Below are 18,207 nucleotides of genomic sequence, written 5' to 3' on the forward strand. Positions count from 1 at the left end.
GAGCCTCTATCCATGGGAATTCGCGTCGCGCAGATCGGCACGGGCAATGTCGGCGGACACGCGCTGACCCAGCTGATCACCGATCCGCAGTTCGAGCTCACCGGGGTGTGGGTGTCCTCGGCGGCCAAGGCGGGCAGAGACGCCGCCGAACTGGCCGGCCTCCCGGAGCCCTGCGGCGTGCTGGCCAGCAACGACCTCGACGAGGTGCTGGCCGCCCAGCCCGACTGCGCGGTGTACACCGCGATGGCCGACAACCGGCTGCCCGAGGCGCTCGAGGACTACCGGCGCATCCTGGCCGCCGGCATCAACATGGTCGGCAGCGGCCCGGTGTTCCTGCAGTACCCCTGGCAGGTGCTGCCCGAGGAGCTCATCTCCCCCATCGAAGAGGCCACGCGCACAGGCGGATCCAGCCTCTTCGTCGGCGGCATCGACCCCGGCTTCGCCAACGACCTGCTTCCCCTGGCACTGGCCGGCACCTGCCAGCGCATCGAGCAGATCCGCTGCATGGAGATCGTCGACTACGCGACCTACGACAGCGCCACGGTGATGTTCGACGTCATGGGGTTCGGCAAACCGCTCGACGAGCTGCCCATGCTGCTGCAACCCGGCGTGCTGAGCCTGGCGTGGGGTTCGGTGATCCGTCAGCTCGCCGCCGGCCTCGGTGTCGAGCTCGACGAGGTGACCGAGACCTGCGTCCGCGAACCGGCGCCGGAGGACTTCGACATCGCCTCCGGGCACATCCCGAAAGGCACTGCGGCCGCACTGCGTTTCGAGGTCCGCGGCATGCGAGGCGGGCAACCGACCGTGGTGCTCGAACACGTCACCCGGCTGCGCGAGGACCTCTGCCCGGACTGGCCGCAGCCGGCCCAGCGCGGCGGCTCCTACCGCGTCGAGATCACCGGCGAACCGACCTACACCCTCGACCTGTGCCAGAGCAGCCCGAACGGCGACCACAACCGCGCCGGCCTGGTGGCCACGGCCGCCCGCATCGTGAATGCGATCCCCGCCGTCGTCGCCGCGCCGCCGGGAATCCAGACAACTCTCGATCTACCACTCATAACCGGCAGAGGACTAGTACGCTCCTGAACGTAAGCTGCACGCCGACTCAAGGACGGTCTCATGCGTACCGCTGCTCTGCGCCTTCTTCTTCCCCTTGTCGCAGCTGCGGGCGCCGCCGCGGCGATCGCCGCCGCACCGACGGCAGTTGCGCAGCCCAGCGGCGAGCATGACGGCAAGTGCCTCAACGTCGCTCCCAACGCCCTGGGCCAGGGCCACACCTGCCCTCCGTGGGAGACCCAGTTCGCCACGCAGCCCGGTGACATCCACAACCAGAGCACCTACCTCTACCCGTGGGGCGATCCGTACTACGGCGTCGGCACCGTCGTGAACTGGGGCTGACCGAGATGCGAAAGACCGTCCGCCGCCTCGCGCCGCTCACGCTGGCCGCCGCCGGCGCCGTCGCGGTGTTGGCCGCGCCCGTCGCCGGCGCGCAGCCCAACTGCGTCAACACCGGCCAGACCGCCTTCGGCGGTTCGACCACCGTGTGCCAGAGCCCGGGCAACGCTCAGATCACCACCTCGCCGGGACAGATCAACACCACCTATCTCTATCCGTACGGCGACGCGTACTACGGTCCCGCACTGGTCGTCGACTGGCCTTAGGAAGCATCATGCGAACGCCGGTTCGCCGCATCGGCACACTGGCACTGACGACACTTCTCGCCGGCGCGACCCTCGCTGTCGCACCCGTGGCGTCCGCGCTGCCGGATTGCGTGAACACCGGGCAGCGCACCACCCAGTGCGAGACCGGGGGCAGCACCCAGATCGTCACCACACCGCCGGAGACGAACGTCGGCGGACCGTACGGTTGGGGTGGTTGGGGCATCGGATTCGGCGGGATCTCCATCGGCTTCTGAGCGGTGATCGCGCCGACTTCGGTGGTCGCCGCGTTTCCCCCGCGAGATTTCGGTTACCCTAACTTCTCGATTCGCTGAACCGGACGAGAGGTGAGCTGGGTGCTGCCTGATACCGAGACACGTCCCCGTTCGCTCTGGCTGCTGCTCGGCCCGGCGTTCGTGGCGGCGATCGCCTACGTCGACCCCGGCAACGTCGCCGCCAACGTCAGCGCCGGCGCCCAGTTCGGGTTCCTGCTGGTCTGGGTCATCGTGCTGGCCAACATCATGGCCGGGCTGGTCCAGTACCTCTCGGCCAAACTCGGCCTGGTCACCGGCCGGTCGCTGCCCGAATCGGTGGCCGACCACACCCGCACCCCGACCCGGATCGCCTACTGGCTGCAGGCCGAACTCGTGGCGATGGCCACCGACCTGGCCGAGATCGTCGGCGGCGCCATCGCGCTCTACCTGCTGTTCGACCTGCCGCTGCTGGTCGGCGGCTTCATCACCGGCGCGGTGTCGCTGGCACTGCTGGCGGTGCAGAACCGCCGGGGTCAGCGGGTGTTCGAACGGGTGATCAGCGGGCTGCTCCTGGTGATCGCGATCGGCTTCCTCACCAGCCTGTTCGTCAAGGCGCCGTCGGCCGGGGACGTGGCGGGCGGGCTGATCCCCCGGTTCGACGGCGTCGAGAGCGTGCTGCTGGCCACCGCGATGCTCGGCGCAACCGTGATGCCGCACGCGGTGTATCTGCATTCGGGTCTGGCCCGCGACCGCCACGGCCACCCGGAGGCGGGCGCGCCGCGGCGCCGGCTGCTGAAGGTGACGCGGGTGGACGTCGCGCTGGCGATGCTGGTCGCCGGCGCGGTGAACATGGCGATGCTGCTGGTGGCCGCCACCAACCTGCAGGGGATGAGCGGCACCGACTCCATCGAGGGGGCGCACGCCGCCGTGGGGCAGACCCTGGGACCCGCGGTCGCGCTGTGCTTTGCGATCGGCCTGCTGGCCTCCGGGCTCGCGTCGACGTCGGTGGGCGCCTACGCCGGTGCGATGATCATGGGCGGCCTCCTGCGCCGCTCCTATCCGCTGCTGCTGCGCCGGCTCGTCACGCTCATCCCGGCGTTGGTGATCCTCGCGGTCGGCGTCGACCCGAGCCGGGCGCTGGTGCTGTCGCAGGTGGTGCTGTCGTTCGGCATTCCGTTCGCGCTCATCCCGCTGATCCGGCTGACCAGTAACCGCACGCTGATGGGCGACGACGTCAACCACCGCGTCACCACCGCGCTGGGCTGGGTGGTCGCCGGATTGATTACGCTGCTCAACGTGGTGCTGATCTATCTGACTGTCACGGGCTGAATGCGCCGTCCCGGTCGGCACGCCTATTTCGCGTACGGGTCCAACCTGTGCGTGCAGCAGATGGCGCGGCGCTGTCCCGACGCCGGCGACCCGCGCCCGGCCACCCTGAGCGATCACGACTGGCTGATCAACGAACGCGGCGTCGCCACCGTCGAGCCCCTCGACGGCGCCCAGGTGCACGGGGTGCTGTGGCAGGTGTCCGACCACGACCTCGCAACGCTGGACAGCGCCGAGGGCGTCCCAGTGCGCTACCGCCGAGACCGGCTCACCGTGCAGACCGCCGATGGCCCCGCGCCGGCGTGGGTGTACATCGACCACCGCGTCGAACCGGGCCCGCCGCGACCCGGCTACCTCGAGCGGATCATCGACGGCGCGCTGCACCACGGCCTGCCGCCGCGCTGGATCGAGTTCCTGCGGCGCTGGGACCCCATGCACTGGCCGCAGCGCCACCACCCCGACGGCACCGGTCCGCAGTCACTCACCGAACTTCTCGCCGACCCTGCCATCGACGAAGACAGCTTGCTGCGTTCGCGATTCGGCTTCCTGGCCATCCACGGCGGCGGCCTCGAGCAGATGACCGACGTCATCGCCGAACGCGCCGCCGAGGCGGCCGGCGCCTCGCTGTACGTCGTGCGCCACCCCGACCGCTACCCGCACCATCTGCCCTCGGCCCGCTACCGCGCCGAGGAGTCGGAGCACCTGGCCGCGTTCCTCTCCCACGTCGACGTCGCAGTGTCGCTGCACGGGTACGGGCGCATCGGGCGCAGCACCGACCTGCTGGCCGGCGGCGGGAACCGCAGGCTCGCCGCCCATCTCGCCGAGCACGTCGACGTCCCCGGCTATCGGGTGGTGACCGACCTCGACGCGATCCCCCGCGAACTGCGCGGTCTGCACCCCGACAACCCGGTCAACCGGGTGCGCGGCGGCGGAGCGCAATTGGAGCTGACGTCGCGCATCCGCGGGCTGAGCCCGCGCAGCCCCCTGCCCGGCGACGACGGCCTGTCCCCCGCCACCGCGGCGCTGATCCAGGGCCTCGCCGCCGCCGCGCGCACATGGCGCTGACCGCGAAGGCCCGTTACTGCTGAACCCGCACCGGCGCGGACTCCTCGAGATCCAACACCGGTGTGGGGCGGCGGAAGCCGTGGGTGACCACGAGCAACCACACGAATCCGACGGCCAGCCAGATCAACCCGATGGTCAGCGCCTCACCCGACAGGCTGGTCCACAGCCACACCGTCAACGCGAAGCCGATCAACGGCAACACCAGATTGTTGAACACGTTCTTCTCGCCCGCATCGAGGAAGTAGTGCTTGATCACCGTCAGGTTGACCGCGGAGAACGCCACCAGCGCACCGAAGCTCACCACCGACGCCAGGATCGCGAGGTCGATGACCAGCGCGAGAAGCGAGACGACCGAGATCACGATGATCGCCCACGTCGGCGTGCTGAACTTCACCGACACGTGCCCGAACACCTTGCGCGGCAGCACCCCGTCGCGGCCCATCGCGTACAGGATCCGCGCCACCGACGCCTGCGACGTCAGCGCCGAGCCGAGCGCACCGGCGACGTAGGCCGCGGTGAAGAACGCGGCGAGGAAGGCGCCCCCGGCAGCGGTCATGACGTCCAGCGACCCGGAGTCCACGTCCTCGAACTCGTTGGACGGGAACACCACCTGTGAGGCGTAGGACAGGATGATGAACAGCACACCGCAGATGACGGTGGCCAGCATGATCGCCTTCGGCACGTCGCGCCGGGCGTCGCGCGCCTCCTCGGCCAGCGTCGAGACCGCGTCGAAGCCGAGGAACGACAGGCACAGGATCGCCGCGCCCGCCAGCACCGGCCCCATTCCGCCCGCGCTGCCGTCCCCGCGGAACGGGGCCATCACGTCGACGGTTCCGGATCCGGACAGCGTGGCGATGGTCATCACGAGGAACACCACGATGAACACGGCCTGGATGGCGATGATCAGCATGTTGGCCCGCGCCACCGACACGATCCCGACGATGTTGAGCACGGTGACGATGAGGATCGTGACCACCACGATCGCCCACTCCGGGATCGCGGGCACCGCGGCGTTGAGGTAGAGGCCGATGACGAGGTAGTTGAGCATCGGCAGGAACAGGTAGTCCAGCAGCAGCGACCACCCGGCCAGGAAGCCGACGGGCGCGCCGAACGTCTTCTGCGCGTAGGTGTATGCCGACCCGGCGATGGGATAGGCGTAGGCCATGCGGGCGTAGGACCGGGCGGTGAAGATCATCGCCGCCAGCGTCACCACGTAGGCCAGCGGTACGCGGCCACCGGATTCGACGGTGACGATGCCGTAGGTGGTGAACACGGTGAGCGGCACCATGTACACCAGCCCGAACAGCACCAGCGACGGCACGCCGAGGACCCGGCGCAGGTGCCCCTCGCCGGCGGCTGCCGGTGGCACGGGCGTGGTCGAGGACATGGAGACTCCCTTCAGCGGCGCGACGGCCCTACGAGCTTGCCCCCCAGATACGTTCCGCGCACCTCGATTGCGGGAATCTCCAGTCCCGGCGTGGCGCGCGGGTCGGCGCTCAGCCACACCAGGTCCGCACTCGCACCGGGAACCAGCCGTCCCCACGACGTCTCGGCGAATGCCTGCCGCGCCACCCCGGCGGTGTAGGCGCGCATCGCCCGCTCCACCGGCACGATCTCCTGCGGCGTCCATCCGTCCGCCGGGACCCCATCGGCGGTGCGGCGGGTGGCCGCCACCGCGATCCCGTCCAGCGGCGCCCCCGAGGACACCGGCCAGTCCGAGCCGAACGCCAGCACACCGGCCTCGTCGAGGGTGCGCATCCGGTACTGCCGGTCGGCGCGCTCGGCGCCCAGCCGCGGCACGGTCAGCACCGTCATCAGCGGATCCATCTGCGCCCACAGCGGCTGCATGTTCGCGATCACGCCCAGCCGGGCGAAGCGGTCGATGTCGGCGTCGTCGACCAGTTGGGCATGCGCGATGACCGGCCTGCGGTCGCGCGGACCGTTCGCCGCGATCACGTGCTCGATCGCGTCGAGCGCCTGGCGGACCGCCGCGTCGCCGATCGCGTGGATGTGGATCTGCAGGCCGAGTTCGTCGACCCGCCGCGCCGCGTCGGCCAGCGAGTCGCCCTCCCACACCTGCATGCCGTGCGAATGCAGTCCCGAGCAGTACGGCTCGATCAGCGCTCCGGTCTCGTTCTCCACGACCCCGTCGGCGAAGAACTTCACCGTGTGCGCGGTCAGCCGCGGGGACGCCAGCGCCTCGACGCGCGCCCGCGCGTCGGCGAACTGCGGCAGCTGCGCGTCGAATACCCGCGGGTCGGCGTAGAGGCCGAGGTTGAACCGGACGCCCAGCGCGTCGCGGCGGGCCGCCTCGAGATAGGTGTCGACATCGCGCGGCTCCACCCAGGCGTCCTGCACCCACGTGACCCCGCGGGCCAGGTAGTACTCCGCGGCCGTGCCGAGCGCGGCGATGCGGGTGTCCTCGTCGCGCTGCGGCATCACGGCCGTGACGAGGTCGACGGCACCCCACTCGCGCAGCGTGCCGAGCACCGAACCGTCGTCGCGGTGCGGGATCTCGCCCAGCACCGGATCGGGCGTCTCGGCGGTGATCCCGGCCCGGTCCAGCGCGACCGAGTTGCACCACACCGTGTGGTAGTCCCAGGCGCGCAGCACCACCGGCCGGTCGGGCACCGCGGCGTCGAGCCAGCGGGCGTCGAACAGCCCGCCGGGAACCAGGCTGCCGTCATACGAGGCGCCGACGATCCACTCGGTGTCGGGATGCGCGTCGGCGTACCGGCGCACCGCGGCGACGATCTCGTCGATCGACGCACATCCGCGGACGGGTGGGCCCACCTCTTCGAGGCCACCGAACATCGGATGGGCGTGGCCGTCGCCGAAAGACGGCATCAGAAAGCCGCCGTCGAGGTCCACCTCGTCGTCGGCGGGGTGCCCGGTGGCCGCCGCCCCCGTCGCCTCGATCACACCGTCGACGGCGAGCAGGGCGTCGACCACCTCGGATCCGGTCCAGATCTTCCCGTTCCGAAATACCGTCGCGACCACGCGAGGACTATATCCATCCGTCGCCGACCGGGCTCCGAATGACAGATGTGGAACGCTTAACCACCCGCGACCAGGCGCCCGGCGCGCTCGCCGGGGCGACGCCCGCGCTGTACCAGACCCGGATCACCCATCTGCGCCGCGCGCCCGTGCACCACTACTTCGAGCACAACAGCTACAGCTGGTACGTCGACGTCGACGATCTGCCCCGGCTGCCCGGCTGGGTCCGCCCGTTCGCCCGGTTCGACGCACGCGATCACTTCGACGGCGCGCCGGAGGACACGCTGCGGACGCGGGTGGACGCGGTGCTGGCCGACCGTGGCATCGATCTCGGCGGCGGCCGGGTCACCGCGCTGCTGCAGCCGCGGGTGCTCGGCTACACCTTCAATCCGCTGAGCCTGTACTGGTGCCACGACACCCGCGGCGTCCTGCGCCACGTCATCGCCGAGGCGCGCAACAGCCGCGGCGAGTGGCACGCCTACGTGCTGCCGCCCGACAGCACGAGTCCGACGATGGTCCGCAAGCAGCTGGCCATGTCGCCGTTCACCGGCGTCGACGGCTATTACCTGGTGCGCGCGCCCCGCCCCGACGAGACGCTCGACCTCGCGGTCTCGCTGCACCGCGACCACCAGCCCGCGATCGTCGCGACCCTGCGGGGACGGCGGCGTCCGGCGACGGTCGCCCAGGTGCTGCGGCTGCAGATCACCAAACCGGTGGCGCCGTTGATGAGTGCGCTGAGCATGCGGATCCAGGGCGCGGTGCTGCGGCTGCGCCGGGTACCGGTCGACGAGGCGGCACCGGTACCCGCGATCCCCGTACCGGCCGACTGTATGGCGCACACGTGAAGATCGAAACGACTGCGCCGGAAGCGGTTTGCCCGACGCACCGCGACCGCTGCGAGATCGACGGGGCACCATTATCATGACCGCCATCGCCGGTCCGGTTAGGCTACCGCTCGTGACCACCGACCTGGACGGACTGCTGCGTCAGGTGGCCCAGCGCGATGTCGACGCCTTCGCCACGTTCTACGACCGCACCAGGGCCAGGGTGTACGGCATGGTCACCCGGGTGCTGCGCGACCCGGGCTACAGCGAGGAAACCACGCAGGACATCTACCTGCAGGTGTGGCGGACGGCGTCGAGCTACGACCCGAAGGCGGGTAGCCCCATGGCGTGGCTGCTGACGCTGGCGCACCGCCGCGCGGTGGACCGGGTGCGCTCCGAACAGGCCGCCACGCAGCGTGAGTCGCGGTACGGCGCGGCGACGGTCGACCCGCCCGTCGACCATGTCGCGGACTCGGTGATCCTGCTCGACGAGCGGCGGCGCGTCACCGACTGCCTGGATTCGCTGACCGACGTGCAGCGCGAAGCGATCCAGCTCGCCTATTACGAAGGGCTGACCTACGTCCAGGTCTCGGAGCGTCTCGCGGCGAACCTGGCGACAATCAAGTCGCGGATGCGCGACGGCATCCGCGGCCTCCGCAACTGTCTGGGAATCACATGACCGAGCCCACGAATTCGGATCTGCTCGAGCTGGCGACACCGTATGCGCTGCATGCGGTGTCCGCCGACGAGCAGTCCGAGATCGATCGGCGCCTGGCGGCCGCGCCGGCCGAGACGGCCGCGGCGTTCACCGACGAGGTCCGCAGCGTCCGCGAGACGCTGGCGGCGCTGTCGTCGGGCACCGCACTGGAGCCGTCCCCGCATCTGCGGGACAGTCTGCTGGCTGCGGTCGCCGCCGACCCGGTCCGGGGTCTGGACGCCAGGCGTGGCAGCCGGTCGCGCTGGCGGACCGCTGTGCTGGCGGCCGCGGCGGCGGTGGTGATCGGGCTCGGCGCGCTCGTCGCCGGCCTGACGTTGCGCCCCGCCGACCAGCAGACCACCGCCGAGCAGGTGTTCGCCGCACCGGACGTCCAGACCGTCTCGGGGCCGGTGCCCGGCGGCGGCACCGCGACCGTGGTGTTCTCCAAGGAGCGCAACGCCGGGGTGCTGGTGATGAACGACGTCCCGCCGCCGCAGCCGGGCACCGTGTACCAGATGTGGCTGGTCGGCGATGACGGCGCGCATTCGGCCGGCACGATGGACGCCACCGCGGTCTCCCCGTCGACCACCGCGGTGCTGCCCGACCTCGGCTCGTCGCAGGCGCTGGCGTTCACGGTCGAACCCCCCGGCGGCTCGCAGGAGCCGACCTCACCGGCGTTCGCCGAGCTGCCACTGAGCTAGGTCCCGGCCAGCGTCGCGTCGGCCACCGCGTCGACGACGTCGGCCACCTCACCGCGCCGCCGCCACGCGGCGCGCTGCCGCATGGCACCGTTGCCCTGCGCGTCGAGGCGGGCGAGTTCCTCGCGGACCAGGTCCTCGTCCCCGACGTCGGCCAGCGCCGGAGTGATGCGGTCGACGAGGTCGGTCAGCAGATCGCGCGCGGGCACCGGGGCGTGCGAGTCGACGAGGTCGATCGCCTCGCCCTCGAGTCCATCGCGCGCCGAGCGCCAGTAGGCGGCGTCGAGCGCGTGCGCGGAGATCCGCGGCAACCCCACCCCGCCGCGTTCGTCGTCGAGTGCGGTCATCACCGTCGCCCGCACCAGGGCGGCCAGCAGCACGGTGTCGGCGACCGTGGCGGGAACGTCGGCGGCGCGCACCTCGATGGTCGGGAAGGTCGCCGACGGCCGCACGTCCCAATAGACCATGCCGTCGTCGAGCATCGCCCCGGTGTGCTGCATCATCGCCACCATCGCGTCGTACTCGTCGGCGGAGTCGAAATGCGGCGGCGGGCCGGCGCTGGGCCAGCGGGCCCACAGCATGCGCCGCCAGCTGGCGTAGCCGCTGTCGTCGTTGCGGTAGATCGCCGAGTTGGCGCTCACCGCCAGCAGCAGGGGCAGCCACGGCCGCAGCCGGTTGCTGACCCGGATGGCGGCCTCGCGCGTCGGCACCGCGACGTGCACGTGCGCCCCGCAGATGCCCTGTTCGTGGGCGAGCATGCCGAACCGTTCGGCGATGCGGTGGTACCGCGGGTTGTCGGTGATCGGGAAGTCGTGCGGCACGGTGGGCGGGACGGCCGCGGCGAGCAGCCGGGCCCCGCTGTCCTCGGCCGACCGGGCGGCGGTCGCCCGCAACCGGACCAGCTGGGCACGCACGTCGGCCATGCTCGCCGCCACCTCGGTGGTGGTCTCTACCTGGCATGAGGTCAGCTCGAGTTGCAGGTGGACGCCGCGCTCGGCCGCGCGGCCGGCGACCTCCCGGTTGCGGGCGATCGGCGCGCCCGTGGCGGGGTCGACGAGCAGGAATTCCTCCTCGACGCCCACGGTGGGATGGCTGGACATGGACCCTTCTCGAGACATTGATCCGGCCCGTCGGGCGTACTCACGACGGGCCGGATCTGGGTGTGGCTCTTCGGTTGTCTTCGCGGCGGGGGCGAAGTGCGCGGGACTTTGATGCCCATTGCCCCCGCCGTTCAAACATCGAATTGCTGGGCGGCTGCTTAGGATCGGACGATGGTGGCGGATTTCCGGTTCGGCGTCGGTCTGCACTCGGCGAAATCGCTGGCAGACGTGCAGGATGCGGCGCGCCGCGCCGAAGACGTCGGCTACGACGTCCTGCACCTGCCGGACCATCTCGGTGCGCTGGCGCCGTTTCCCGTGTTGACCGCGGCCGCCGCGGCGACCCGCACGCTGCGGCTGGGCACCTTCGTGCTCAACGCGGCGTTCTACCGGCCGGCGCTGCTCGCCCGCGACGTCGCCGCGCTGCGGGACCTGTCCGGCGGCCGGTTCGAACTCGGCCTCGGCACCGGCTACGCCCGCGCGGAGTTCGAGGCGGCCGAGCTGCCGTTTCCATCGGCCGGGCAGCGGGTGGCTCATCTGCGGCACACGTGCGAGCACATGGCGGCGCACCTGCCCGACGTGCCGATCATGATCGCCGGCAACGGGGACCGGGTGCTGACCGTCGCGGCCGACCACGCCGCGATCATCGGGCTGACCGGTGGCGACCGCGCCGCCGAGGGGGACGACGACCCGCTGGCCGACCGCATCGCGTTCGTCCGGGACGCAGCCGGCCGGCGCTTCGGGGACGTGGAGCTCAACCTCGCGATCACCGCGATGCCGCTCGACGGTTCCGGCCGCCCCGACCTGAAGATCCCGCGCCGGTCACTGCCCGGGCTGACCGACGACCAGTTGCTGCGCCACCCGGGCGTGCTGTCGGGGTCACCGCACGACATGGCCGAGCGGCTGCGCCACTACCGCGACGCCTACGGCATCAGCTACATCGTCGTGCAGGCACCCCACGCCGAGGCATTCGCGAAGGTGATGGTGCAGCTGCGCTGAGGCGCTACCGCCAGAGGTACAGCGCGCTCAGCACCGCCCACATCGCCACGCAGTAGCACTCGAACGCCGCACGCAGCGGGATCGGTGCGTGCCGCAGTTCCATGAAGTCCAGCCCGACCAGCCGCACCTTGACCGCGGCGATGCCCAGCACCAGCACCGCCACCAGGGATCCGGTGCCGTGCTCGGCGCCGACCAGCCCCGACGCCACCGTGGCGGCCACCAGCAGCAGCCACGTCAGGCCCGCGCGGCCGCGGACCAGGTCCGACACCGACGGGGTGCTCATCGGCTGACCAGGTACAGCAGCGCGAACAGGAAGATCCACAGCAGGTCGACCAGGTGCCAGAAGCACGCCGCACCCTCCACCAGCGCGGTGCGGTGTCCGCCGAGGTGCGAGCGGCGCACCTGCGTCGCCATGAACGCCAGCGCCGACAGCCCGAGCGCGACGTGGAACAGGTGCAGCCCGGTGAGGATCACGTAGTAGAGGTAGAAGCCGTTGGCGTTGGGGCCGTAGCCGTCGACGGCCAGCATCACGTACTCACCGACCTTGAGCGTGACGAACAGCAGCCCGAGGGCGGCCGCGGCGCCGATCGCGCGCGCGGCGAGGGCGCCACCACCGGCGCGCATCGCGCCGAGCGCCACCACGACGCACAGTGAGCTGGTCAGCAACACCAGCGTGTTGGCCACGCCGACGCCGAGGTGCAGGGTGGCCCGGCCGGCGTCGAACACCTCCGGCTCGGCCGCCCGCGCCACCAGGAAGGTGCCGAAGAAGACGCCGAACACCAGCATGTCGCCGAACAGGAACACCCAGGTGCCTGCCTCCCCCGGGGTGCGGCGCACCGAGGTGTCGCTCGCGGCACGCAGGGTGGCGGTCACGCCGCGGGTACCGGTGAGCGCTCGGCGGCCTGCTGCGCCGCGACCGACCGGGCGATGACCGCGGTGCTGGCGAAGATCCAGACGCACAGCACCAGCCCGGGGATGTAGAACGCGAACACGCCGTGCCAGGCCAGCGGCCCGTCGTTGAAGACCACCACCACGCAGCCCGGCATCGACAACGTGGCCACCCACAGGTTGAGGTAGCCGTACCAGCGCGGGAACGTCGGCGGATCGGTGGTGTCGACGAACGTCGCGACGGCCAGCGTGACGTTCTGGATGACGATGGTGCCGACGATGCCGATGAACCACAGCCAGAACAGGTCGTTGAGCATCTGGGTGAGTTCGGCCGACCGTTGCTCGGGCCGGAACGCCGCGGTGGCCAACAGCAGCTGCGGGAACAGCAGCGCAGGGACGAAGATCGTCGCCGCGAACAACTGGGTGAGCGACAGCATCCCCCACCGCCCCTCCACCCGGCGGATGCGCAGGCAGATCACCGCGAGGAACGGCAGCGCGAGCGTGGCGGTCAGCATGGCCCCGGCCACGCCGAGCCGGATCGCGAGCCGGTGGTCGACGAAGAAGTCGGCGATCTCGTCGGCCGGCGCGGTGGGCGACAGCGGCGGGAACAGCCGGGCGATCCCGGAGAAACAGGTGCCGTACAGCAGGATCATCACGGTGCCCGACCAGGCTCCGATGCGCTGCAGCGTCAGCTCCACGCGTCGCACGGTACCGGCCCACGCCCGTAGTTCTGACAATTTTGACGAAACGACGCAGCGCGGCGCGGACGCGAGCAGGCGGTAAACTCCGACCGGTCCGCCCTCGTAGCTCAGGGGATAGAGCACGGCTCTCCTAAAGCCGGTGTCGCAGGTTCGAATCCTGCCGGGGGCACTCTCCGCTTAGCCGAGCAAACTATTTGACGAATGCGTCAGCGTCGCAGGCGATTTCGCGAGCGCGCCGGACGCGACCGGCCGCACCGGGCGTATTAGAGTCGCGGTGTGATCGGATCGAGAATGCGTAAGACGGTGGCTCTCGGATTCGGCGCCGCGGCGGCGGCCTCGGGCATCGCGCTGGCCGGTGCCGCGCCCGCCTCGGCCGGTCCGGACGTGTGCGTCAGCGGCCCGTACGGCTTCGCCTACGCGTGCGTGGAGACCCCGGGATGGGTGCAGTGGCACGACGGGGACGGCCACCGCGGGCGTGGCCACTGGAAGCACGACCACGACGACTGATCATCCGCGGGTGTCGATCACCTGCTGAGCGATCTCGGTCAACTTCTTGTTGCTGTCCTGCGACAACCTCCGCATCATCTCGAAGGCCTGCACGTCGTCGACTTTGTAGCGCTCCATGATGATGCCCTTGGCCTGGCCGATCCGGTCGCGGGTGGACAGTGCGGACTGCAACTGCTCCTCCTGCCGGCTGGCCAGCACCGCAGCGGCGGCGTGCGCGGCGAGCACCGTGCCGATGGTCTCGGCCTCCGCGTTCCACACGTCGGGCTCGAACCCGAAGAGGTTGAGGGCGCCCGCGGTGCGGTCGGCGGTGTAGAGCTTGAACGACAGGCCGCTGAGCACGCCCATCTCGACACATGCCGGGGCGTACTGCGGCCAGCGGCTCTCGTCGCGGAAGTCGTCGGTGCGCACGATGGTGTCCTGCAGGGCGGCCTGCACACACGGCCCTTCACCGAACTTCATCTGCAGTTCGTCGAGTTTGTGCGGCAGGTCGGTGACCTGGGCGAGGGTTTCGAAATTGCCGTTGCGTCCGACCAGGAGAATGCCCGCGGCGTCCACCCCGTGGATGAGGTCCTTGGCGGCCGTGGTCACGCCCGTCAGGATGTCGTCGATGCTGCGCGGCAGGGCCACCGAACGGGCGAGTTCGGCCATCCGCAGCGCCACATCGTGGTCTCGGGTCCCGGTCATAATCCGCAGTCTTCCCGATGTCGCCCCAAAAGCACACCTGAACGTTTGCGATCCCCCGCGTGAGGCAAATAACCCGGGCAGGCGCCTACGGCGGTCGACCACCGTATGCGCTGAGGTCTCGTCGGTTCAGACCTCGAGCCGGCGGGGCCGCCCGGAAACTGTCGAGTCATCCGGACGGCGACCCACCATTGGTAGCGGCGCACGCGACGGACCTCGCGGCGCGGCGCCGCCCGCCGGTGCCCCGGCGTCGATGCACCGGTTCACGCCCCGGGCTGCGCCCCCCGCCCCGCCATCGGCCGCGCAGTCCGCGGCGATACCCCTCCCGCCCCTGCCCCACCGGAACCGGACTTGGCGGCGCACAACGGAATTGGACCGAAAAGGGTCTTGGCACTCTCGCACCGAGAGTGCTAATCTAACTGTGCACAGTGATTTGGCTGCCCGCCAGGGTGGTGGGCTCTGGGAGTGACTAGGAGGTGGATTGCTGTGCTTCGTTTTGATCCGTTCAGTGACCTCGACGCGTGGACCCGCGGTTTGCTGACCAGCCAGTCCGGATCAAATCGCACCCCTCGGTTCATGCCGATGGATCTGTGCAAGATCGACGACCACTATGTGTTGACCGCCGACCTCCCCGGGGTGGATCCGGGCTCGGTGGACGTCAACGTCGACAACGGCACCCTGACCATCTCGGCGCACCGCACCGCGCGGTCGGAGGATTCCGTGCAGTGGCTGGCCAACGAGCGGTTCTTCGGGACCTACCGCCGTCAGCTGTCGCTCGGCGAGGGGGTCGACTCGTCGGCCATCTCGGCGACCTACGAGAACGGCGTGCTGACCGTGACCATCCCGATGGCCGAACGGGCCAAACCGCGTCGCATCGACGTCGCCCACGGCGGCGGCCAGAAGTCCATTACCCCGACCACCGTCGAAGCCGGGTAACCGGCAGCGCTCGGGCCGCGGACGGATCCGTCGATCCGCCCGCGGCTGCGGCGTATCAGCGGGTGGGACGCGACAACGCGGAGACCAGCGCCCAGACCGAACAGGCCACCGCCACCACGGCGACCGCCCCGCCGAGGTAGAGCCCGTACCCGGCGGCCACCGGTTCGCGCACATTGATCCGGTAGTAGTAGGCGGTCATCCCGCTGGCGAGCAGCGAAAGCGCCAGCGCCGCAGCCGAAGCCGCGCGGACCGACAGGCCGCGGGCGGCCATGGCACCGGCCACGACGAGGCCCGCCGCCAACAGCACGATCAACTGTCCGGCCCCGAATCTGGGCGGCAGCACCAGGCTGCCGACCGTTCCCCCGATCGCGTTGGCGCGCCCACCGCCGTCCTCGGCGGTGGTCAGCCACGGCAGCCACGCGCTGACGGCCAGCACCGCCGCACACGAGGCGATCAGCCACCCGGGACGCAGCATGCGACGAGACTAACGTCCGCGGCCGCGCCGCTCCGTCACCCACCGCGCCGAGGTTCTACGCTCTAGGAGAACTCGACCAAGGCGGTGCACCCGATGAGCGACCTCCCGGCCTGGGCCCAACGGCTGGATCTGTCACCCCATCCCGAGGGCGGGTGGTACCGGGAGACGTGGCGTAGCGAGCTGACCGTCACGCAGTCGGCGCTGCCGCCGGACTACACCGGCCCGCGCAGCGCGGGCACCGCGATCCTGTTCCTGCTCATGCCGGGTCAGCAGTCCGCATGGCACACGGTGCGCAGCGCCGAACTGTGGCTGTTCCACCGGGGCAGTCCGCTGCTGCTCGAGATGGGTCCCGAACACGATTCGGCGACAACACATGTGCTCGGCAGCGACACCGACGCCGGCGAGCATCCGCAGCTGGTGGTGCCGGCGCGGCACTGGCAGCGGGCGCGGCCGCGCGACGACGAGCCCAGCCTGGTCAGCTGCGTCGTGGTCCCCGGATTCGACTTCGCCGACTTCGAACTCGGTGCCGCCACCGACTAGCCGAGCGAGGACAGGTTGAACGCCGCACCGGTGCAGTCCGTGACCGCGGCGAGCCGTCCGTAGGGCGTGTCCTCGGCTCCGCGCCGCACGCTGCCGCCGTGGTCGAGCACCAGCTGCACGGTTCTGTCCACGTCGTCGGCGCCCAGGAAGACGCACCAGTCCGGTTCCACGTCCCACGACATCACGCCGAGCAACGCCTTGCCGTCGAAGTTCGCTGTGCTGTAGCGGAACTCATCGGTGTCCGATACCGTCTCGATCTGCCATCCGAAGGTCTCGCGGTAGAAGTCGAGCGCCTTGGCGTGATCGCAGGTGGTCAGCTGGAAATACACCGGTGCGCCGTTCTCGTCGACCACCTCGAAGCCGCGATGCCCGGCCGGCTGCCACAGCCCGAAGAACGCCCCAGTGGGGTCGGTCAGCATACCCATCCAGCCCTTGTCCCCGATTTGCATCGGCTCGACGGGGTCGACGCACGCGACGGCGCCCGCGGCCAGCGCCCGCTGCAGAGTGGCTCTCATATCTGTGGTGTGGAAGTAGGTGGTCCAGCCGTCGGGGCTGTTCCACTGCGGGTCGTTGTGCATCAGCCCGGCGACGGGCCTGCCCCCGCAGAACGCGTTGACGTAGCCGCCGTAGTCCGGTCCCGCGGACTCGAAGGTCCAGCCGAACACTGCGCGGTGAAACTCCTGCGACCGTTCGACGTCCGAGGACGCGAGGTCGATCCAGGTGGGGGCGCCCAGCGGGGCGGAGGTGCGGACGGACACGGGGTCTCCTTGTCTCGGCGGGTGAGTCGGTCACCGGTGCAGACCACCGCCGCGCGGGAAAGTCATCGGGCCTGCCTGACGCAAATATTGATTCGCAGCCGTCGCGTATTTCCGCGAACTGTCAGCCAGCGACATATGTCCGATGGGCGAAAGACTTGGATTTGCCGGTGGCGTCAAATATGCTCGAAATATTGACGCCGGCCGTCGCGGGCATCTGACCGCGACGACACGAAAATACGGCAAAACTGCCTGGTGGACATGTTCTCGGCCGTATCATCGTTGGCCGCTTCGCGCCGATCAGGGCAGACCGATACGTCGACTGTGCTGGCGGATTGAGATTGCTGACCACCGACGATGTAAATCCTTGACGTTGTTATCAGCAAAACCTTAGATTACTGCCGTCGGTTCACAGCAAACACACATCCACCGACTCGCGGTGGGCGTGCTCTCCTCATCGAAGGGACCCTGACATGTCCAGACACCGCAAGAGCCGGCGCCAGGCGCGAATCTCGGCCCGTCAGTGCGTGACGGCCGGAGTCGGCGGCGCCGCCATGGTCGGCGTCGGCCTGTTCGTCGCCTCGCCGCAGACCCCTGCCGGCGCGGCGACGCACGCGGTCGAGCTGACGTCGTTCGGCTCCACCATGGCGCCCGCACCGACCGCCCCGGAATGGTGGTGGCTGGAGAACCAGAGCAACGGCCGCAGCTTGATCGGTGCCGGATCCGATCTCAACGCCGACGCGCTCGCGATCGCCCTGCCGGGACAGCTGGGGTCGGATCCGTTCTCGATCTTCCGGCCCATCGGCCCCGGCGGTTGGCTCATCGGCAACGGCATCGACGCACAGGCCGGATGCACGGGTGACGCGTGCAACGGCGGTAACGCCGGGCTCCTCTTCGGCCGGGGCGGTGACGGGCTCAACGGTGGCCGCGGCGGCGACGGCGGCCTGTTCTTCGGCCGCGGTGGTGACGGCGGAACCGGCGTGACCGGTGGCGTCGGCGGCCGCGGCGGTAACGGCGGCCTGTTCTTCGGCACCGGCGGTGACGGTGGCACCGGTGGCGCGGGCGCCGCGGGCGGCGCCGGCCAGGCGGGTGGCCGGGCCGGTAACGGC

General features: G+C 70.4%; 22 protein-coding genes, 1 tRNA gene and 1 pseudogene. 15 read left to right on the plus strand and 9 right to left on the minus strand.

All coding sequences use genetic code 11. From position 1 onward, the window contains the following. Positions 1-12: 12 nt before the first annotated feature. The 6 genes from E4P42_RS02975 to E4P42_RS03000 all read left to right on the plus strand — a co-directional run bounded on the left by E4P42_RS02975 (position 13) and on the right by E4P42_RS03000 (position 4,303). Complete coding sequence (locus E4P42_RS02975) at positions 13-1,086, plus strand: diacylglycerol kinase (protein WP_135122848.1); 1,074 nt, start codon at positions 13-15, stop codon at positions 1,084-1,086. A 33-nt stretch (positions 1,087-1,119) separates the two neighbouring features. Beyond that, on the plus strand, positions 1,120-1,398 hold the full coding sequence (locus E4P42_RS02980) for a hypothetical protein (RefSeq protein WP_135122849.1): 279 nt from the start codon (positions 1,120-1,122) through the stop codon (positions 1,396-1,398). 5 nt (positions 1,399-1,403) lie between these two features. Then, positions 1,404-1,661: a hypothetical protein gene (locus E4P42_RS02985; RefSeq protein WP_135122850.1), complete on the plus strand. Its 258-nt coding sequence runs from the start codon at positions 1,404-1,406 to the stop codon at positions 1,659-1,661. Positions 1,662-1,669: 8 nt separating this feature from the next. After that, positions 1,670-1,915 carry a hypothetical protein gene (locus tag E4P42_RS02990; protein ID WP_135122851.1) on the plus strand — a complete coding sequence of 82 codons (246 nt, stop codon included), beginning with the start codon at positions 1,670-1,672 and terminating at the stop codon, positions 1,913-1,915. Positions 1,916-2,014: 99 nt separating this feature from the next. Further along, a complete protein-coding gene (locus E4P42_RS02995; RefSeq protein WP_135122852.1) occupies positions 2,015-3,241 on the plus strand; it encodes an Nramp family divalent metal transporter in 1,227 nt (408 codons plus the stop codon). Then, on the plus strand, positions 3,242-4,303 hold the full coding sequence (locus tag E4P42_RS03000) for a poly-gamma-glutamate hydrolase family protein (protein ID WP_135122853.1): 1,062 nt from the start codon (positions 3,242-3,244) through the stop codon (positions 4,301-4,303). It abuts the gene before it with no gap. 13 nt (positions 4,304-4,316) lie between these two features. On the opposite strand, the gene E4P42_RS03005 is transcribed toward E4P42_RS03000, so the two are convergent. Beyond that, positions 4,317-5,690, minus strand: a complete 1,374-nt coding sequence (locus tag E4P42_RS03005; RefSeq protein ID WP_135122854.1) for an APC family permease — start codon at positions 5,688-5,690, stop codon at positions 4,317-4,319. Positions 5,691-5,701: 11 nt separating this feature from the next. Then, positions 5,702-7,303 (minus strand): amidohydrolase, encoded by a 1,602-nt coding sequence (locus tag E4P42_RS03010; RefSeq protein WP_135122855.1) that lies wholly within the window; start codon positions 7,301-7,303, stop codon positions 5,702-5,704. 47 nt (positions 7,304-7,350) lie between these two features. On the opposite strand from E4P42_RS03010, the gene E4P42_RS03015 reads away from it, so the two are divergent. From E4P42_RS03015 to E4P42_RS03025, 3 genes are all read left to right on the plus strand, one after another. Beyond that, entirely contained in the window at positions 7,351-8,145 is a 795-nt protein-coding gene (locus E4P42_RS03015; RefSeq protein WP_245233861.1) for a DUF1365 domain-containing protein, read from the plus strand. 76 nt (positions 8,146-8,221) lie between these two features. Then, positions 8,222-8,803: a sigma-70 family RNA polymerase sigma factor gene (locus E4P42_RS03020; RefSeq protein ID WP_135122857.1), complete on the plus strand. Its 582-nt coding sequence runs from the start codon at positions 8,222-8,224 to the stop codon at positions 8,801-8,803. Continuing rightward, positions 8,800-9,522: an anti-sigma factor domain-containing protein gene (locus tag E4P42_RS03025; protein ID WP_135122858.1), complete on the plus strand. Its 723-nt coding sequence runs from the start codon at positions 8,800-8,802 to the stop codon at positions 9,520-9,522. Before E4P42_RS03020 ends, E4P42_RS03025 begins: the two co-directional genes overlap by 4 nt. On the opposite strand, the gene E4P42_RS03030 is transcribed toward E4P42_RS03025, so the two are convergent. Beyond that, on the minus strand, positions 9,519-10,619 hold the full coding sequence (locus E4P42_RS03030; protein ID WP_135122859.1) for a glutamate--cysteine ligase: 1,101 nt from the start codon (positions 10,617-10,619) through the stop codon (positions 9,519-9,521). The genes E4P42_RS03025 and E4P42_RS03030 overlap by 4 nt on opposite strands. A 171-nt stretch (positions 10,620-10,790) precedes the next feature. Between E4P42_RS03030 and E4P42_RS03035 the strand changes: the two genes are divergently transcribed. Further along, complete coding sequence (locus tag E4P42_RS03035; protein ID WP_135122860.1) at positions 10,791-11,615, plus strand: TIGR03621 family F420-dependent LLM class oxidoreductase; 825 nt, start codon at positions 10,791-10,793, stop codon at positions 11,613-11,615. 4 nt (positions 11,616-11,619) lie between these two features. Here the strand turns inward: E4P42_RS03035 and E4P42_RS03040 are convergent, their stop codons facing one another. From E4P42_RS03040 to E4P42_RS03050, 3 genes are read right to left on the minus strand one after another with little or no spacing between them, the layout of a single operon-like run. Continuing rightward, positions 11,620-11,898, minus strand: a complete 279-nt coding sequence (locus tag E4P42_RS03040) for a cytochrome C oxidase subunit IV family protein (RefSeq protein ID WP_135122861.1) — start codon at positions 11,896-11,898, stop codon at positions 11,620-11,622. Continuing rightward, on the minus strand, positions 11,895-12,488 hold the full coding sequence (locus E4P42_RS03045) for a cytochrome c oxidase subunit 3 (protein WP_256371140.1): 594 nt from the start codon (positions 12,486-12,488) through the stop codon (positions 11,895-11,897). The genes E4P42_RS03040 and E4P42_RS03045 overlap by 4 nt, the downstream gene beginning before the upstream one ends. Further along, positions 12,485-13,201 carry a hypothetical protein gene (locus E4P42_RS03050; protein ID WP_135122862.1) on the minus strand — a complete coding sequence of 239 codons (717 nt, stop codon included), beginning with the start codon at positions 13,199-13,201 and terminating at the stop codon, positions 12,485-12,487. The genes E4P42_RS03045 and E4P42_RS03050 overlap by 4 nt, the downstream gene beginning before the upstream one ends. A gap of 99 nt (positions 13,202-13,300) precedes the next feature. On the opposite strand from E4P42_RS03050, the gene E4P42_RS03055 reads away from it, so the two are divergent. Both E4P42_RS03055 and E4P42_RS03060 read left to right on the plus strand, forming a co-directional pair. Beyond that, positions 13,301-13,373 (plus strand) — tRNA-Arg (locus E4P42_RS03055). 107 nt (positions 13,374-13,480) lie between these two features. Next, positions 13,481-13,711: a hypothetical protein gene (locus E4P42_RS03060; RefSeq protein WP_135122863.1), complete on the plus strand. Its 231-nt coding sequence runs from the start codon at positions 13,481-13,483 to the stop codon at positions 13,709-13,711. Here the strand turns inward: E4P42_RS03060 and E4P42_RS03065 are convergent, their stop codons facing one another. Continuing rightward, positions 13,712-14,395 carry a GAF and ANTAR domain-containing protein gene (locus tag E4P42_RS03065; RefSeq protein WP_135122864.1) on the minus strand — a complete coding sequence of 228 codons (684 nt, stop codon included), beginning with the start codon at positions 14,393-14,395 and terminating at the stop codon, positions 13,712-13,714. It lies immediately after the preceding gene. 483 nt (positions 14,396-14,878) lie between these two features. Between E4P42_RS03065 and E4P42_RS03070 the strand changes: the two genes are divergently transcribed. Then, positions 14,879-15,328, plus strand: coding sequence for an Hsp20/alpha crystallin family protein (locus E4P42_RS03070; protein ID WP_135122865.1), 450 nt, complete (start codon positions 14,879-14,881; stop codon positions 15,326-15,328). A gap of 55 nt (positions 15,329-15,383) precedes the next feature. Here E4P42_RS03070 and E4P42_RS03075 read toward each other — a convergent pair whose 3' ends face one another. After that, the gene (locus E4P42_RS03075; RefSeq protein WP_135122866.1) at positions 15,384-15,803 is read right to left on the minus strand and encodes a hypothetical protein; all 420 of its coding nucleotides are present in this window, start codon (positions 15,801-15,803) and stop codon (positions 15,384-15,386) included. 93 nt (positions 15,804-15,896) lie between these two features. Here E4P42_RS03075 and E4P42_RS03080 point away from each other — a divergent pair, with 93 nt between their 5' ends. Next, positions 15,897-16,343: a cupin domain-containing protein gene (locus tag E4P42_RS03080; protein WP_135122867.1), complete on the plus strand. Its 447-nt coding sequence runs from the start codon at positions 15,897-15,899 to the stop codon at positions 16,341-16,343. On the opposite strand, the gene E4P42_RS03085 is transcribed toward E4P42_RS03080, so the two are convergent. Next, a complete protein-coding gene (locus tag E4P42_RS03085) occupies positions 16,340-17,101 on the minus strand; it encodes a VOC family protein (protein ID WP_135122868.1) in 762 nt (253 codons plus the stop codon). The genes E4P42_RS03080 and E4P42_RS03085 overlap by 4 nt on opposite strands. A gap of 470 nt (positions 17,102-17,571) precedes the next feature. Between E4P42_RS03085 and E4P42_RS03090 the strand changes: the two are divergent. After that, a pseudogene (locus E4P42_RS03090) lies at positions 17,572-18,207 on the plus strand (hypothetical protein); the annotation flags it as partial.

This window comes from Mycobacterium sp. PS03-16, from assembly GCF_004570325.1.
Taxonomy (GTDB): Bacteria; Actinomycetota; Actinomycetes; order Mycobacteriales; family Mycobacteriaceae; genus Mycobacterium.

What these genes read in the sequence shown, in the direction of transcription:
- E4P42_RS02975 (WP_135122848.1), top strand. Translation starts at nt 13, where the DNA reads ATGGGAATTCGCGTCGCGCAGATCGGCACGGGCAATGTCGGCGGACAC.
- E4P42_RS02980 (WP_135122849.1), top strand. Translation starts at nt 1,120, where the DNA reads ATGCGTACCGCTGCTCTGCGCCTTCTTCTTCCCCTTGTCGCAGCTGCG.
- E4P42_RS02985 (WP_135122850.1), top strand. Translation starts at nt 1,404, where the DNA reads ATGCGAAAGACCGTCCGCCGCCTCGCGCCGCTCACGCTGGCCGCCGCC.
- E4P42_RS02990 (WP_135122851.1), top strand. Translation starts at nt 1,670, where the DNA reads ATGCGAACGCCGGTTCGCCGCATCGGCACACTGGCACTGACGACACTT.
- E4P42_RS03000 (WP_135122853.1), top strand. Translation starts at nt 3,242, where the DNA reads ATGCGCCGTCCCGGTCGGCACGCCTATTTCGCGTACGGGTCCAACCTG.
- E4P42_RS03005 (WP_135122854.1), bottom strand. Translation starts at nt 5,690, where the DNA reads ATGTCCTCGACCACGCCCGTGCCACCGGCAGCCGCCGGCGAGGGGCAC.
- E4P42_RS03020 (WP_135122857.1), top strand. Translation starts at nt 8,222, where the DNA reads ATGACCGCCATCGCCGGTCCGGTTAGGCTACCGCTCGTGACCACCGAC.
- E4P42_RS03025 (WP_135122858.1), top strand. Translation starts at nt 8,800, where the DNA reads ATGACCGAGCCCACGAATTCGGATCTGCTCGAGCTGGCGACACCGTAT.
- E4P42_RS03030 (WP_135122859.1), bottom strand. Translation starts at nt 10,619, where the DNA reads ATGTCCAGCCATCCCACCGTGGGCGTCGAGGAGGAATTCCTGCTCGTC.
- E4P42_RS03035 (WP_135122860.1), top strand. Translation starts at nt 10,791, where the DNA reads ATGGTGGCGGATTTCCGGTTCGGCGTCGGTCTGCACTCGGCGAAATCG.
- E4P42_RS03040 (WP_135122861.1), bottom strand. Translation starts at nt 11,898, where the DNA reads ATGAGCACCCCGTCGGTGTCGGACCTGGTCCGCGGCCGCGCGGGCCTG.
- E4P42_RS03065 (WP_135122864.1), bottom strand. Translation starts at nt 14,395, where the DNA reads ATGACCGGGACCCGAGACCACGATGTGGCGCTGCGGATGGCCGAACTC.
- E4P42_RS03075 (WP_135122866.1), bottom strand. Translation starts at nt 15,803, where the DNA reads ATGCTGCGTCCCGGGTGGCTGATCGCCTCGTGTGCGGCGGTGCTGGCC.
- E4P42_RS03080 (WP_135122867.1), top strand. Translation starts at nt 15,897, where the DNA reads ATGAGCGACCTCCCGGCCTGGGCCCAACGGCTGGATCTGTCACCCCAT.